At 65.9% G+C, this 14,115-nt stretch carries 17 protein-coding genes; 10 read left to right on the forward strand and 7 right to left on the reverse strand.

Features of this window, described 5'->3' with window-relative positions:
• Window positions 1–355: 355 nt before the first annotated feature.
• Window positions 356–919, reverse strand: coding sequence for a hypothetical protein (locus ELY13_RS02975; RefSeq protein ID WP_126172395.1), 564 nt, complete (start codon window positions 917–919; stop codon window positions 356–358).
• Window positions 920–969: 50 nt separating this feature from the next.
• Here ELY13_RS02975 and ELY13_RS02980 point away from each other — a divergent pair, with 50 nt between their 5' ends.
• The 6 genes from ELY13_RS02980 (at window position 970) to ELY13_RS03005 (ending at window position 5,456) form a co-directional block, all read left to right on the forward strand.
• Entirely contained in the window at window positions 970–1,704 is a 735-nt protein-coding gene (locus ELY13_RS02980) for a TlyA family RNA methyltransferase (RefSeq protein ID WP_126172396.1), read from the forward strand.
• A gap of 70 nt (window positions 1,705–1,774) precedes the next feature.
• Window positions 1,775–2,305 (forward strand): TspO/MBR family protein, encoded by a 531-nt coding sequence (locus ELY13_RS02985; RefSeq protein ID WP_338142319.1) that lies wholly within the window; start codon window positions 1,775–1,777, stop codon window positions 2,303–2,305.
• 41 nt (window positions 2,306–2,346) lie between these two features.
• Window positions 2,347–2,601 carry an accessory factor UbiK family protein gene (locus ELY13_RS02990; protein WP_126172397.1) on the forward strand — a complete coding sequence of 85 codons (255 nt, stop codon included), beginning with the start codon at window positions 2,347–2,349 and terminating at the stop codon, window positions 2,599–2,601.
• Window positions 2,602–2,631: 30 nt separating this feature from the next.
• Window positions 2,632–3,237, forward strand: a complete 606-nt coding sequence (recO, locus tag ELY13_RS02995; protein ID WP_126172398.1) for a DNA repair protein RecO — start codon at window positions 2,632–2,634, stop codon at window positions 3,235–3,237.
• Window positions 3,234–4,292, forward strand: coding sequence for a 3-isopropylmalate dehydrogenase (gene leuB / locus ELY13_RS03000; RefSeq protein ID WP_126172399.1), 1,059 nt, complete (start codon window positions 3,234–3,236; stop codon window positions 4,290–4,292). The genes recO and leuB overlap by 4 nt, the downstream gene beginning before the upstream one ends.
• Before the next feature lie 21 nt (window positions 4,293–4,313).
• Window positions 4,314–5,456 carry a glycosyltransferase gene (locus tag ELY13_RS03005; RefSeq protein ID WP_126172400.1) on the forward strand — a complete coding sequence of 381 codons (1,143 nt, stop codon included), beginning with the start codon at window positions 4,314–4,316 and terminating at the stop codon, window positions 5,454–5,456.
• A 1-nt stretch (window position 5,457) separates the two neighbouring features.
• Here the strand turns inward: ELY13_RS03005 and ELY13_RS03010 are convergent, their stop codons facing one another.
• A complete protein-coding gene (locus tag ELY13_RS03010) occupies window positions 5,458–6,732 on the reverse strand; it encodes a phospholipid carrier-dependent glycosyltransferase (protein WP_126172401.1) in 1,275 nt (424 codons plus the stop codon).
• Between the two features lie 11 nt (window positions 6,733–6,743).
• Entirely contained in the window at window positions 6,744–7,538 is a 795-nt protein-coding gene (locus ELY13_RS03015) for a LysR substrate-binding domain-containing protein (RefSeq protein WP_126172402.1), read from the reverse strand.
• Between the two features lie 120 nt (window positions 7,539–7,658).
• On the opposite strand from ELY13_RS03015, the gene ELY13_RS03020 reads away from it, so the two are divergent.
• From ELY13_RS03020 to ELY13_RS03030, 3 genes are all read left to right on the forward strand, one after another.
• Complete coding sequence (locus ELY13_RS03020) at window positions 7,659–8,174, forward strand: hemerythrin domain-containing protein (RefSeq protein ID WP_126172403.1); 516 nt, start codon at window positions 7,659–7,661, stop codon at window positions 8,172–8,174.
• Between the two features lie 93 nt (window positions 8,175–8,267).
• On the forward strand, window positions 8,268–9,047 hold the full coding sequence (locus tag ELY13_RS03025) for an HAD-IIA family hydrolase (RefSeq protein ID WP_126172404.1): 780 nt from the start codon (window positions 8,268–8,270) through the stop codon (window positions 9,045–9,047).
• Window positions 9,048–9,126: 79 nt separating this feature from the next.
• Entirely contained in the window at window positions 9,127–9,864 is a 738-nt protein-coding gene (locus tag ELY13_RS03030; protein WP_126172405.1) for a hypothetical protein, read from the forward strand.
• A gap of 87 nt (window positions 9,865–9,951) precedes the next feature.
• Here the strand turns inward: ELY13_RS03030 and ELY13_RS03035 are convergent, their stop codons facing one another.
• The 4 genes from ELY13_RS03035 to ELY13_RS03050 all read right to left on the reverse strand — a co-directional run bounded on the left by ELY13_RS03035 (window position 9,952) and on the right by ELY13_RS03050 (window position 13,239).
• Window positions 9,952–10,488 (reverse strand): DUF421 domain-containing protein, encoded by a 537-nt coding sequence (locus ELY13_RS03035; RefSeq protein WP_126172406.1) that lies wholly within the window; start codon window positions 10,486–10,488, stop codon window positions 9,952–9,954.
• On the reverse strand, window positions 10,481–11,485 hold the full coding sequence (locus ELY13_RS03040) for an ion channel (RefSeq protein WP_126172407.1): 1,005 nt from the start codon (window positions 11,483–11,485) through the stop codon (window positions 10,481–10,483). The genes ELY13_RS03035 and ELY13_RS03040 overlap by 8 nt, the downstream gene beginning before the upstream one ends.
• Before the next feature lie 48 nt (window positions 11,486–11,533).
• Window positions 11,534–11,944: a Co2+/Mg2+ efflux protein ApaG gene (gene apaG, locus ELY13_RS03045; RefSeq protein WP_126172408.1), complete on the reverse strand. Its 411-nt coding sequence runs from the start codon at window positions 11,942–11,944 to the stop codon at window positions 11,534–11,536.
• Window positions 11,945–12,033: 89 nt separating this feature from the next.
• The gene (locus tag ELY13_RS03050; RefSeq protein WP_126172409.1) at window positions 12,034–13,239 is read right to left on the reverse strand and encodes a trans-sulfuration enzyme family protein; all 1,206 of its coding nucleotides are present in this window, start codon (window positions 13,237–13,239) and stop codon (window positions 12,034–12,036) included.
• A 157-nt stretch (window positions 13,240–13,396) separates the two neighbouring features.
• Between ELY13_RS03050 and ELY13_RS03055 the strand changes: the two genes are divergently transcribed.
• Window positions 13,397–14,026, forward strand: a complete 630-nt coding sequence (locus ELY13_RS03055; protein ID WP_241233518.1) for a murein L,D-transpeptidase catalytic domain family protein — start codon at window positions 13,397–13,399, stop codon at window positions 14,024–14,026.
• Window positions 14,027–14,115: the final 89 nt, after the last annotated feature.

Genomic DNA, 14,115 nt, shown 5'->3' on the forward strand with positions numbered 1-14,115 from the left:
GGCTGCCCCACCACCAAAAATGAGAAAGGCCGCTCCGGGTGTACCGAAGCGACCTTTCGCATGGTCAGCGGCCGGAAGTGCCGCCCACAAAGCCTTTATCGTCTAGCTTTCAGAAACGATAATGCTCCGTGCGGAAACGTACCGACCTCCCTGCTGAACCATGAGACATCGGATCACCTCCTTTCGCGCTGTTGAGCCGAGACCCCTCGTTTCACCGGGGGCCAAGGCCGCGGTAACCGCTGGCCTTGGGGAGATATTTGAGTCTTTGCGGGCCAAACACAAGACCTGAAAAAAAGTTTTTCACAGGTCCCGCAGCCGGTTGCTTCTGCGGCCGCATCGCCAGCCTATTCGATCGTTACCGACAGTCCTCGATCACCCGGGTGATCTCCGGCCAGCTGGGGGGATAGAGCGTCGGCAGGCCTTCCACCGCGACGGCGAAACGGCCCTTGGAGAACGCAATCGCATCCAGCAGCGAATCATTGGCGGGGATCGTCGCGACGACGCCGGGGGTGGGCCCGGGGGCAGGAAGCGCGGTCAGCGTCCGATCCTGGCCTTCGCTGCGGATCAGCATCGGCACCGAGGCCGTGGCGCTTCCGCGGCGAATCAGCTGAACCGTGCGGCTTTGCCGGGTGCAGCGAAACACGAGGAGCGGCTCGCCGTTTCCGTCGCCGAACAGTGCCTCCGTCCACCCGGCCGCCTGACGGTAGCTCCAGTCTCCGGGGGTCTGCGGCGCGTCCATCCAGTTGTCGAACGTCGGGGTGACGACGCTGGGCGGCGCTGCGGCCGGCTGCGGCTGGGACACAGGCGCGGGCGTCGGGGTGGGGGTGCTTTCCGGGACTTCCGGCGCACGCGGCACGCACGCTGCTGCGAACAGCATCAGGGCGAGCGGACAGGCGATGTGAAATTGGCGGACGGTCATGACCCTCATCGTGTTGCGGCTCCGGTACGGTGGTCCTAGGCGAGTGCGGTATGGCGAAGCAACGCATCGATCAGCTGCTTGTGTCCCGGGGCTTGGCGGAAAGTCGCGCCCGGGCACAAGCGATCATCATGGCCGGACTGGTCTTTTCCAACCAGAAGCGAATCGACAAGCCGGGGCAGCAACTGGCCGACGACGCGCAAATCGACGTGCGCGGACGCGATCATCCGTGGGTCAGCCGGGGCGGGGTCAAGCTGGCCCATGCAATCGATCACTTCGCGCTCGATCCCGCGGGCGCGGTGGCGATGGACATCGGCAGTTCGACCGGCGGGTTCACCGATGTCCTGCTTCAGCGGGGCGCCGAACGCGTGTTCGCGGTCGATTCGGGTACCAACCAGCTAGCCTGGAAATTGCGGCAGGATCCGCGCGTCATCGTGCTGGAACAGACCAGCGCCCGCTTGCTCACGCCCGGGTTGATCGATGCCGCATGCGACTGGGTGGTGTGCGACGCGTCGTTCATTTCCCTGCACAAGGTGCTGGAAGTCCCTCTCAAGCTCGCGGCCGAACGCTGCCGCCTCGTGGCGCTGATCAAGCCGCAGTTCGAAGTCGGCAAGGGGGAAGTCGGCAAGGGCGGGGTCGTGCGTGATCCGGCGTTGCAACAGCGCGTCTGCGACGACGTGCGCGGCTGGCTGGAAGGCGAGGGCTGGCAGATCGACGGCATTGTCGAAAGCCCGATCACCGGCCCCGAGGGCAACGTCGAGTTCCTGGTTTCCGCCCGGCGAGGGTAGGCCCGGCACTTCGCCGCACTTGCATCGCCCCCGGACCGGCTTCATCGTTAGCGGGTAGCAGGAGCATTTTTTGATCAGCCCGACAGCCTCATCCTCGTCCCGGTCCGGCCGGTTCCTGCGCTGGGCGCTCATCCTCGTGCCCGCCGTGGTGCTGCTGGGCCTCGGGTCCGGGGCGCTGTCCGGCAGCGCGGCGGAAAACCCGTGGTTTTCGGCGCTTCAAAAGCCTGCGCTTTACCCGCCGCCTGCCACGTTCGGGATCGTCTGGTCGATCCTCTACGTGATGATGGGTATTGCGCTGGCCCTGGTCTGCGCTGCCGACGACGGACGCTGGCGCAAGCCGGCCATCGGAGTGTTCCTGGTCCAGCTCGTGCTTAACCTCGCGTGGTCGCCCGTGTTCTTCGCGCTGCACCGGATCGCCGATGCGATGATCCTGCTGCTGGTGATCGACGTGGCGGTAATCGCGACGGTGGTCCTGTTCTGGCGCGTGCGGCCGCTGGCCGGGGCGCTGCTGCTGCCCTATCTCGCGTGGGTCCTGTTCGCGACCGTGCTGAACTGGCAGTTCCTCCAGCTCAATCCTGCCCAGCTCGCTTCCGGGGCGTAATCGCTCTTGCCGAACGCGCCGATCCGTCCCATTTTCGCGTCATGCAAAGCCAGAACCCCTTCATCACCGATTTCGTCAAGCTCGCCAACAGTGCGGCGGGCACATTTGCCGGCATGACTCGCGAGGCGCGGGAAAGCGCGCGCGAGCGAGTGAAGGAGGCTCTCGGCGGGATCGATTTCGTCAGCCGCGAGGAATTTGACGCCGTCAAGGACATGGCCGCCAGGGCGCGCGAGGAAAATGAGCGGCTGGAAGCGCGCATCGCGGTTCTCGAGGCGAAACTGCTGAACCAGGCGTAACACGCGGCCGGCGCGGATCGCGAGTCGATCTTGCACGTCCGCGCGCCAGCCATCCTCGTCGCCGCCCGCCCGCACGGCGAAACGGCGGTCATCGCCCGCCTGCTGACCGAGGAATACGGGCTCATCGCCGCCTATGTCGCCGGCGGGCGGGGGCGGCGGATACGGCCGGTGGTCATCCCCGGCAACCGGGTGGACCTGCAACTGTCTGTCCGCTCCGAAAGCCAGCTGCCGTTCGCAAAACTGGAACTGGTCGAAAGCCGCGGGCCGTGGCTGGGGGAGCCGCTGCCCGCTTCCGCCATCGCCTGGGCCTGCGCGCTGACGGCCACCGCCTTGCCCGAACGCCAGCCCTATCCGCGGCTCTACCCAGCGTTGGCCGGGCTGCTGTCCGCGATTTGCCATGCGCCCTCCGCCCGGGGCTGGGCCGGCGCGCTGGTCGACTACGAGATCCTTGTCCTGCGGGAATTGGGTTACGGGGGTGGCAAGCGGCCGGAAAGCGAAGCCGACTTTACCACCGTCCTTGCCGCAATGGACCGGCTGTCCGCCCCGCTTGAACACTACCTGCTTGCCGACCGGCGCGGCGATGTTATGGCCGCCCGCGCGTTGTTGCGGGAACGATTGGGGCGAATGGACGGATGAAGATTGCGGTTCTGGCGGGCGACGGGATCGGCCCGGAAATCATGGTCGAGGCGCTGAAGGTGCTCGATGCGCTGCGCTTGCCCGAAGTGACCCTGTGGCAAGGCGACGTCGGCGGGATCGGGTATCACCGTCACGGCCATCCGCTGCCGCCCGAAACCCTGGAAATGACGAAAGCCGCCGATGCGGTCCTGTTCGGCGCCGTGGGCGATCCGACCTGCGACACTCTTGAACGGCATTTGCGGCCGGAACAGGCCATCCTCGGCTTGCGGCAGGCGCTCGGCCTGTTCGCCAACTTGCGGCCCGCGCAGATGTTCGCCGGGCTGGAGGACTTGTCCGCCTTGCGGCCCGAGATCTCGCGCACGATCGACCTGCTGATCGTGCGGGAACTGAACGGGGACGTCTATTTCGGCGAAAAGGCGATCCGCACGCTGGACGACGGACGCCGCCAGGGCTTCGACTTCATGTCCTATGCCGAAGACGAAGTCCGCCGCATCGCGCATGTCGCCTTCCGCGCGGCGCAAGGCCGGCAGAAGAAGCTGACCAGCGTGGACAAGGCCAACGTGCTGGAAACCAGCCAGCTCTGGCGCGACGTGGTGATCGAGGTGGCGAAGGACTACCCCGACGTCCAGCTCAGCCACATGTACGTCGACAACGCGGCCATGCAGCTGGTGCGCGATCCGGGCCAGTTCGACGTGGTCGTCACCGGCAACCTGTTCGGCGATATTCTCTCCGATCAGGCGAGCATGTGCGTCGGCTCCATCGGCCTCCTGGCCAGCGCCTCGCTGGGAGAGACGCAGACGCAGTTCGGCACCAAGGGGCTTTACGAACCGATCCACGGCAGCGCGCCGGACATTGCCGGGCAGGGCAAGGCCAACCCGATGGCGATGATCCTGTCCGCCGCGATGATGCTGCGCCACTCGTTCGGCCGGGAAGCCGAGGCGGTCCGGATAGAAACCGCCGTGGCCAAGGCGCTGGCCGACGGGATCAAGGGTGCCGATCTTGGCGGGACTGCCGGCACGTCGCAAGTCGGCGACGCGGTGGTCGCGCGGCTCTGACCCGGCTATCGCCGGCGTGCAATGAACCTGCTTCGCGCCGACTTTGCCCGCCGCGCCGATGAGGCCGCGCATCCGCTCGTGCTGGCGGTAATCCTGCCGACACTGAATGAGCGGGACAACATCGCCCCGATGATCGACCGGCTGGCCGAGGCGCTTGGCCCGTCCGGCTGGGAAGCGGTGATCGTCGACGATGACAGCGCGGACGGCACTGCCGAGGAAGCACGGCGCATTGCCCTTGCTGACCCCCGGATACGAGTGATCCAGCGAATTGGCCGTCGCGGGCTGGCCAGCGCCGCGATTGAGGGGATCTGCGCCACGGCCGCGCCCTTCGTGGCGGTGATGGACGCCGATCACCAGCACGATCCGCGCCTGCTTCCCCGAATGCTGGAAGCGGTATCCTCAGGAGACTACGATCTTGCCTGCGCGTCGCGGTTTGCCGCAGGCGGCGATGCTCAAGGGCTGGCAAGCGAGCGCAGGACAAAAGGCTCCCGCCTCGCCAACGCGCTGGCCCGCAAGCTGACCGGCAGCGACCTCACCGACGCAATGAGCGGGTACTTCCTGCTGCGCGCCGAAACCGTCCGCAGCCAGGCGCCCCGCCTTTCCGGCATCGGATTCAAGATCCTGCTCGATATCCTGCTTACCGCGCACCAGCCGCTGCGGGTGAAGGAGTTCCCGCTACGCTTCGGGCGACGAGCCGCCGGGGCAAGCAAGCTGGATCGGGCCGTCGCGTTCGAATTCCTGGTGGCCTTGTACGAACGGTACCTTGGCCGGATCGTCCCGACGCGCTTCGCCTTGTTCGGCACGGTCGGCGGACTGGGTATCGGGGTGCACATGATCGTGCTGGCGCTGCTTTATCGCGGGCTGGGCTGGACATACGGGTTCGGGCAAGCGGCGGCGACGCTGTCGGCGATGACGTTCAACTTCTGGCTCAACAACTTCCTGACCTACCGTGACCGGCAACTGACCGGCGCCCGCGTGATCCTGACCGGATGGCTGGGCTTTTGCGCCACCTGTCTGGTCGGCGCGCTGGCTAACGTCGCGGTGGCAACGATGCTCCACGCGCGCGGGCTCCACTGGGTGCTGGCTTCGCTCACCGGGATCGTGCTCGGCTCGATGTGGAACTATGCCCTGTCCAGCCGCTTCGTCTGGGGCCGATTCCGCTGACTTACTGCCAGCTGGGGATCGGCGTGTAGTTGAGGAAGGACTGCTCGGTTTCCAGCGGGGCGGCGGTCAGGATCGGATAGAAGTACACGAACAGCGCCGCCGATGCGCCAAGCGTCAGCAGCGGGATCCACCGATGCCCGCGCTGCCGCAACTCCTCCAGCGCCAGCGCAAGGCCCGCCATCAGGAAACAGCTCGGCAGCACGTAGTGGTAATAGAACTGCACCGGCTTCGACGCGAGCGCCCAGAACAGCACTCCGACAAGGTAAAGAACCGCCACCCCCAGCGCGTCCCACCGCTGCCGGGCGATCCCGGCCCACAGGCACCACGCGATGGCGGGCAGCCCCGCCAGCATCGGCAGCGGATTGCCAATCATCAGCACTCCGCGCTGCGCGCCGTCGGCCACTTCGTACAAGTACCAGATGCCGCGCCAGTCGCTCACCCACTCGTACCAGCGGCTCATGTACGTGTGCGGCTCGACCACCTGGCCTTGCAGCTCCAGCATTTGTGCGTGCAGCCCGATCAGCCCGAAAGGCGGCACCGGATCAGTCGCATAGAAAAACGCCGGCGCGTAGGTGAGGGAATAGACGGCGAGCGGCACCACGCCGAGCCACAGGGCCGCTTCCGCAAGGCTCACGCCCCGGATCGGGGGGCAGCGCCGGGTGAACAGCGCCCGGTGCCCGGCGCACTTCAGCCGGGCGGCCAGGAACGCCAGCCCGGGCAGCACGATGAACGGCGCGGCGTTCCACTTCGATCCAAGGGCAAGACCCAGCATCACCCCAGCGACCGCCAGCCGCCGGCGCGCCGTCTCGTTCTCCCGCAGCGCGGCGGCAATCGCCCAGTACGCCAGCAGGATGAAGGCGACCGCGAAGATATCCAGCATCGCGATCCGCGACTGGACCAGCAGCGGAAACGCGGTGATCAGCAGCACGCCGCAAACCACGCTGGCATAGCGCGAGCATGAGGCGAACCACAGCGCCCGCATGGCCGCAAACAGGCCCAGCGTGCCGAACATCACCGGCAGCAGCCGCCAGCCCAGCGCCCGGTCGCCCAGCAGGCTCATCCCCAACGCCAGGATTTCCTTGCCCAGCAGCGGATGCTCGATGTTCGCAGGGCGATCCAGCGCCATCAGCACCCGGGCGGCCGGAATGTAGTGAACCTCGTCGAAATAGAGGAACGACGGAATCGTCAGGCGGATAAGGCACAAGCCAAGGAACGCCGCGGCGACAAGCGCATGCCAGGCGATCGGATCGCGCGGTTGCTGCCGTGCCTCGGTCATGATTGAGGCCGTCAGGCGCCTTGCGTCAGGTGGTCGATCAGCGCGCGGACTTTGGCTTGGCGCCATTGCGGGCGCGGAGCGATCAGCCAGTAGGCGCGGCGTCCTTCCTCCGGTCCTTCCAGCGCGACCAGCCGCCCGTCGGCCAGCGCATCCTCGACCAGCAGCATCGGCAGGATCGTCTTGCCCATGCCGGCGAGGGCGGACGCGAGCGCCTGCCCCGCATTGCCCGCCTGCAGCGCCGGCTCGGCATCATCCGGCAGTTGTGCGCCGGACCACGCGATCCAGTCGTCGGGAGCATCGGGGGCGGCGACGACCACGCGCTGCGCCGGGGCAAGCTGCACGCCTTCCAGATCGCCCGGGCCTTCGGTCAGCCGCACCGCGACATCCAGATTGGCTTCGGTAAAATCGACATCCTCCCCGCCGATCAGCTGAATGCGGACTTCAGGGTGGTCCCTGCGGAAGGAGGCGAGACGCGTCGCCAGCCACTGGGCATAGAATTCGCGCGGGGCCGCGATGGTGTAGCTGTGGCTCGCCTGTCCGGCTTGCATCGCCTGGACGCTTTCCTCGAAGCGGAGGAATCCTTCGCGCAGCGGGTCCAGTCCGGACACGGCTTCGTCGGTCAGTTCCAGCCCCTTGCTGGTGCGGCGGAACAGGACCACGCCCAGCACGTCTTCCAGCGCCCGGATCTGCTGCCCGACGGCGGCGGGCGTCACGGCCAGTTCGTCCGCCGCGCGGGTGAACGACAAGTGCCGCGCGGCGGCATCGAACACGCGCAAGGCGTTCAACGGCAGATGGGTGCGCTTCATGGGGTTCGTTTAGGCGCGCAAACCGCCTGCGGCAACACGGCCCATTCATCCCGGAACCGATCCGCGCAGGCTGCCGTTTTTCGCACAACATCCGAAAATCGTAACAAAGGACGCAATCCCATGGATATCACGATGGTCATTCTCGAAGAGCACAACCAACTGCGCACCCGCTTCGCCGCGCTGGAGCAGATGCGCGGGGCCGATCCGGAAGTGCTGGAGGGATTCTGGCGCCAGCTGCACAACCTGCTCGATGTCCATGCCGAAGCCGAAGAAAAGTTCTTCTACCCCGATCTCCTGCAAGTCGGCACCGGCGCGAACGACGCTGACAGCGCGGAGGAAGAGACGACCGACGCGATCGAGGACCACAACGACATCCGCGACGCCGCCGCCGCCGTGGGACAGCACAAGGTCGGCTCGGATGAATGGTTTGCCGCCGTGCAGAAGGCCAACGTCGAAAACAGCAAGCACATGGCGGAAGAAGAACGCCAGGCCCTGACCGACTTCCGCCGCAACGCTTCCCTGCAGGACCGGCATGAGCTTGCCGTCCGGTTCCTCGGCTATCGGTACGGCAACGCGGGCGGGATCGACGCGCAGGATAAGGACGCAGAGCAGTACATCGCGAAGCACACCGCCTGAACGCGATGATTGACCGCGATTGCGGCACCGGCAGAACCCCGATACCTGCATCACGGCCCGCATGATGCGGGCCGCAGGAAAGCGGGAAGAACGATGACGGATCGCAAGGGCCCCGAATGCTGGCTGACGGACATGGACGGCGTCCTGGTCCATGAAGGGGCGGCGCTTCCCGGCGCGGCCGAGTTCATCGACCGCCTGATCGAGCGGGAACGGCGCTTCCTTGTGCTGACCAACAACTCGATCTTCACCCCGCGCGATCTCGCGGCCCGGCTGACCCGGGCCGGGCTGCAGGTGCCGGAATCCGCGATCTGGACTTCCGCGCTGGCAACGGCGGAATTCCTGCGCCGGCAGTGCCCCGGCGGCTCCGCTTACGTGATCGGAGAGGCGGGTCTGACGACGGCGCTCCACGAAGCGGGCTACACCATGACCGACACCGCGCCCGACTACGTCGTGATCGGAGAGCTGCGGACCTATTCGTTCGAAGCGATCACCCGCGCAATCCGGCTGGTCGAAGCCGGAGCGCGGCTGATCGCCACCAACCCGGACGTGACCTCTCCTTCGCCGGAAGGCCCGTTGCCGGCCACCGGCTCCATCGCCGCGCTGATCACCAAGGCAACCGGGGCAAGGCCCTATTTTGTCGGCAAGCCCAACCCGATGATGTTCCGCAGCGCGATGAACCGGATCGACGGCCATTCCGAGACAACGGCCATGATCGGAGACCGGATGGATACCGACGTCGTCGCCGGTATCGAGGCGGGGCTGGAAACTATTCTGGTTCTCACCGGATCGACCAAAGCTGCTGATATAGCACGGTTTCCTTATCGTCCGGATCGCGTGCTCAATTCGATTGCCGATGTAATTGAACTGGTTTGATCAAATTTGGCCATGACTGGCACGGAACGCCTTCCTGTCGGGACCGTTCATGTTCCCGTAATAAGGGGAGATACGATCAATGGCCGAAATTCGAACCACTCATACTGACGGGACTTTAGTCAGTGCGACCGAAGCACCCGCTCTGCTGAAAAGAGTTTCCTGGGGCGCAATCTTTGCCGGTGCCTTCATTGCACTGGGCGTGACCTTCCTTCTGGGACTCCTGGGCCTCGCAATCGGCTTCGGGTCCATCGAACCGACCACGAGCAGCCCTCTTGACGGCATCGGGATCGGTGCCGGGATCTGGTGGGTCGTGACCAGCATCATCGCCATGGGTATCGGCGGCTGGGTCGCCGGACGGCTTTCCGGCATTCCGAACAAGCCTTCGGCAACCGCGCATGGCGCCACCGTCTGGGCTCTGGTGACGATCTTCACGCTCTGGATGGCAACCAGTGCCGTCGGCAGCGTGCTGAATACCGCAACCGGTGCCGTGTCGGGCGCAGCGCGCGGCGTTCTCAACGTCGGGCAGGTTGCGGCCAACGCCAGCGGGCCGGTCGATGTCAACCAGCAGCAGATCAGCAACCAGATCGATCAGGTAAGGTCGCAGGTTGAGGCGCAGGTCGAGAACGTCGATACCGCACAGCTGCGGTCCGACGCGACCCAGGCTGCCGACACTGCTGTCGAAGCCTTGTCCACTGCCGCCTGGTACGCGTTCTTCTCGTCGCTCCTCGCCTTCGCCGCTGCGGTGATTGGCGCTGGAATGGGCGCACCGCACCACACGTACGTTGCCGGGCGGGAAGACCGGGATGACCGGACGTAATTTCCTGACCTGAAGAACTGCCTCAACTGAGGAACGGAAGCGCCGGCTGCGACAGCAGTCCGGCGCTTTCGCTTGTTCCGAAGCGCGTCAGTCTTCCGGTTCCTGCGCCGACACTTCCTTCAGCGCAGAGCCGCCGCCGACCTTGTTCTTCGGGATGACGGAAAACTTGCCGTTCGATTCGAACACGACGGCTTCGACATCCTCCAGGCTTCCGATCCCGTGCCCGCGAACTGCAGTCCGCAGCTCCGCCTCCTTGACGCGCTGGCGGTGCATGGCGTGCTGCAGGATTTCTCCCTTGTACAGCAGCAGCGTGGGCGGCGTGTTGACGGCCTTCGCCAGCGAGGGCCAGCGCAGCTGCGCCCGCGCCATTACGAACTGGAGGGTGAGGAGCAGGGCGAACGCCGTCACCGCTTCCGCGAGCGCGACTTGCCGCGCTGTCAGGATACGGCCGAACGACGCGCCAAGCGCCACCGTCACCACAAAATCGAACGCGTTCATCTGCGCCAGCGTCCGCTTGCCGGATACGCGCAGCAGCAGCACCAGCGCCGCGTAGGCGAGGGTGCCGACCACCACGATCCGCAGCAACGGCGGCCAACCTCCGAAGAAGAACGTCACGTCACTCACCGGTCACGTCCTTCCATTCCCAGCCGTCGTCGCGCACGCCGCCGAGCAACATTCGGCGCCGGTCGCTTGCCTCCTCCAGCGCGGAGGCGAAGTGCTGCTCACTGACGGTGGGAACGCCGGCGTCCCGCAGCTTCGAAAGATCGGGCGCGGACGGCGCGTGAGGCGCCTTGTCGATGAACGCGCCCGGCATCGTTTCGAGAAAGCTCTCGACCGAAGACCGCGCAGCGTGGAGCAGGGCAGGGTTGGGCCGGATATCCTCCGGCACGCCGTGGTGCAGGATCGACAGCGCCTCATCCAGCTTGGCAACGGCCACGATGGGCGACTTTGCCGCCCGTGCAGCGTGGTAGTACTGCAAGATCGGGTAGGATTCGTACTGCTGCGACAACGCCGACAGACTCGACCCGAGCGCACTGAGCGAGAAGTCGAGCGAGCGAAAGTCCTTGCCGTTCCACCCGGTCAGCAGCAGATCCTGCGAACTGCTGCCGAGCCCGGCGATGTCGCTTGCCAGCGCGCGCTTGGCGACGACCGCTGAAAGCACCGAGATAAGGTAGGTGAGCGCCAGCGTGACCAGGATCATGCCGCTGGCGTTGGTCGCCGCTGAAACCAGCTGCCACACATCTCCTTGCGGCTTGTAGTCGCCATTCCCCGCCGTAAACATCATGTACCCGACGAAGTAGATCCGTCCCGCCCAGTCAGCGGAGCTCTTGTCGCTCGAATGCTGGAGAGAACTTGGCTCGCCGGCGAAGACGAACACCCAGCCGGCCCACAGCAGACCGATCCAGGTCAGCAAGCCGAAGACCAGGAAGAACGGGCCGAACAGGCTCAGGCCCCGGTGGTGGCGGGAGCCGACCAGGCCGAGCAGGCTATGCCACAGCCAGGTGGACATGCGGGAGGACAGCGGTCCCGCACCGCCATCCACCCACAACGCGGTCCACAGCGCATCGACCGCAACCAGCACCAGCAGCGCGATCCCCAGGATCAGGTAGAAGGTATCCATGTCAGCCCCTGTTTCGGCCGGTATCCCGGGCCCGCGTTTCGGCTGGCATCACCCGGCTGTGGCGGGAGCGGACAGCGGGAAGAAAGGTACTGCCGCCTCGAACAGCCCGCCGCTTTCCCGGTGGAAGGTGTAGTGCCCCTCCATCGAACCGTGCGGCGTCGTCAGCGTGCAGCCGGAAACGTAATCGTGAGTCCGCCCGGGCTCCAGCACGGGCATTTCCCCAACCACGCCTTCGCCGTCCACGATGTTGACTACTCCGCGCGCGTCGGTGATCCGCCAGTGGCGTGTCAGCAGCTGGATCGTGTCCTCCCGGCCGTTCTCGATCCGGATGTGGTAGACCCAGAACCACTTGCCCACGTCGATCCGGGACTGTTCGGGCATGAAGTTGACCGCGACGCGCACGGTTACCCCGGCGGTGATCGCGGCGTGCTGGAAAAGGCTGCGGGAGACATCGGGCATGGCTGCAGCCTAACGGGTACGGCGGCCTGAGCAAGGGGCCTGAGCAAGAGGCCCGACACGCACGCCGCCGCAAATCCCTTGCGAAGGGGCTACAAGCCAGCCTTTGTGAGTGCCTGGTCCAGATCCTCGATCAGGTCGTCCGGATCCTCCAGCCCCACATTGATCCGCAGCATCCCTTCGTCCACGCCCATCTCGGCCCGCGCCTCCGGCGCCATGTTTGCATGGGTGGTGCTGGCGGGGTGGCACATCAGCGACTTGGAATCGCCGATGTTGTTGGACAAGTCGATCAGCTGCAGCCCGTCGAGCAGCGCGTGGGCCTGTTCCCGCCCGTTCACGATGAAGGAGAAGATCGGACCGGTCGCCTTCATCTGCCGCTGGGCAAGATCGTGCTGCGGGTGACTGGGCAGTCCGGGGTGGAGCATTACCGGCACGCGGCTTTCGATCGCGCGGGCAAGCTTCAGGGCGTTTTCGCTCTGGCGCTGGGCGCGCAGGTCCAGCGTCTCCAGCCCCTTCAGTACCACCCAGGCGTTGAACGGGGAGAGGTTGGGGCCGGTGTTGCGCTGGAACGGCAGCAGCACGTCGTTGATGAATTCCGCCGATCCGCACACCGCGCCGGCCAGCACGCGGCCCTGGCCTTCCATCAGCTTGGTGGCCGAATAGGCGACGACGTCCGCGCCGAAGTCCATCGGCCGCTGCAGCATCGGCGTGGCGAAGGCGTTGTCCACCACGGTCCGAATGCCCTTCGAGCGGGCAAGGGCGCACACAGCCTCAAGATCGACAATGTCCATCGTCGGATTGGCCGGGGTTTCGAAGAAGAATACCTTGGTGTTCGGCCGTACCGCCGCTTCCCACGCGGCATTGTCGCGCGCATCGATCACGGTCGTTTCGATCCCGAAGCGCGGCAGCAGGTTGTCCACCAGCCAGCGGCAGGACCCGAACGCCGCGCGCCCTGCGACGACGTGATCGCCCTGCGACAACTGGCACAGCAGGGCAGTCGTCATCGCCGCCATGCCGGTCGTCTGGACGCGGCAGGCTTCTGCGCCTTCCAGTGCCGCGATCCGTTCTTCCAGCATCGCCACGGTCGGGTTCTGCAGGCGGGAGTAGGTCATCCCTTCCGCTTCCCCGGCAAAGCGCGCCGCGACGGTCGCCGCGTCGTCGTACGTATAGCCGGACGTGAGGAACAGGGCCTCGCTCGTCTCGCCGTGATCGCTGCGCCAGGTGCCCGCGCGGACGGCACGGGTTTGAGGGCGCCAGTTGGCGGTGATGGAACGGTCCATGCCGGTGGTCTTTTTCATGGGGCAGGCATTTAGGCCTCCGTCCATCGCCGGGCAAGCACAGAGCGTCGCGATAAGGAAGCGTTCATAACCGATTGTTTATAAAGGAATGCATGACGGGCCATAGGGCTGGCCGCCACAAACAGGGTACGGAATGAATTTCAATCGACGCCATTTTATGGGTGCGGCTGTCGCGGCAGGCGCAGGACTTACGACGGGGCATCTGCTTGCCCAGCCGAAGAACATCCTGCCCCCGCAGTACGCGCCGAAGCCGGTTCCGGCCGCAGCGAAGGCCGCTGACATGCCGCCCCTGCTGAAGGAAGCGCTGGGCGCGCTCGATACGCACAGTTCGCGCGTTGCGAACCGTGATGTGATCGGGCTGGTCGATTTCTCGCAGCACTCGCGTGAGCAGCGCTTCCAGCTGATCGACGTTCCCAACGGGCGGGTGATGGAGACCTGGTACGTCTCTCACGGGCGCGGCTCGGATCCTGCCAACACGGGCATGGTGCAAAAGTTCTCGAACAGGATGAACTCGCACTGCACTTCGCGCGGGAGCTATCTCACCGCGCACGACTACTACGGCAAGCACGGCCACTCGCGCCGCCTGATGGGGCTCGATCCGGACAATAACCTGGCGATGGAACGCGCGATCGTGGTCCACGGTGCGGATTACGTCGACGAATCGATGGCGCTGAACACCGGCCGCGTCGGACGCAGTCTCGGGTGCTTCGCGGTAGAGCGGACGGTGATCGAGGACGTCCTGCAGCGGCTCGGCCCCGGGCACCTGCTTTACGCCTCCAAGGCCTGATCCCGCCCGCGCAAAAGCGTTGACCGCATAGCGGGACCGTCTTGCCGGAATCGGCGGAACGGTCCCGCGTCCGGTGGCTTGCTTCTGGG

Origin of the sequence: Altericroceibacterium xinjiangense, assembly GCF_003958635.1 — a bacterium.
GTDB lineage: Bacteria > Pseudomonadota > Alphaproteobacteria > Sphingomonadales > Sphingomonadaceae > Altericroceibacterium_A > Altericroceibacterium_A xinjiangense.

Coding starts and splice junctions, on each gene's coding strand:
- ELY13_RS02975 (WP_126172395.1), bottom strand. CDS start 919: ATGACCGTCCGCCAATTTCACATCGCCTGTCCGCTCGCCCTGATGCTG.
- ELY13_RS03030 (WP_126172405.1), top strand. CDS start 9,127: ATGGCCGAAATTCGAACCACTCATACTGACGGGACTTTAGTCAGTGCG.
- ELY13_RS03025 (WP_126172404.1), top strand. CDS start 8,268: ATGACGGATCGCAAGGGCCCCGAATGCTGGCTGACGGACATGGACGGC.
- ELY13_RS02990 (WP_126172397.1), top strand. CDS start 2,347: ATGCAAAGCCAGAACCCCTTCATCACCGATTTCGTCAAGCTCGCCAAC.
- ELY13_RS02980 (WP_126172396.1), top strand. CDS start 970: ATGGCGAAGCAACGCATCGATCAGCTGCTTGTGTCCCGGGGCTTGGCG.
- ELY13_RS03005 (WP_126172400.1), top strand. CDS start 4,314: ATGAACCTGCTTCGCGCCGACTTTGCCCGCCGCGCCGATGAGGCCGCG.
- ELY13_RS03020 (WP_126172403.1), top strand. CDS start 7,659: ATGGATATCACGATGGTCATTCTCGAAGAGCACAACCAACTGCGCACC.
- leuB (WP_126172399.1), top strand. CDS start 3,234: ATGAAGATTGCGGTTCTGGCGGGCGACGGGATCGGCCCGGAAATCATG.
- ELY13_RS03010 (WP_126172401.1), bottom strand. CDS start 6,732: ATGACCGAGGCACGGCAGCAACCGCGCGATCCGATCGCCTGGCATGCG.
- ELY13_RS03040 (WP_126172407.1), bottom strand. CDS start 11,485: ATGGATACCTTCTACCTGATCCTGGGGATCGCGCTGCTGGTGCTGGTT.
- ELY13_RS03055 (WP_241233518.1), top strand. CDS start 13,397: ATGGGTGCGGCTGTCGCGGCAGGCGCAGGACTTACGACGGGGCATCTG.
- ELY13_RS03050 (WP_126172409.1), bottom strand. CDS start 13,239: ATGAAAAAGACCACCGGCATGGACCGTTCCATCACCGCCAACTGGCGC.
- apaG (WP_126172408.1), bottom strand. CDS start 11,944: ATGCCCGATGTCTCCCGCAGCCTTTTCCAGCACGCCGCGATCACCGCC.
- ELY13_RS03015 (WP_126172402.1), bottom strand. CDS start 7,538: ATGAAGCGCACCCATCTGCCGTTGAACGCCTTGCGCGTGTTCGATGCC.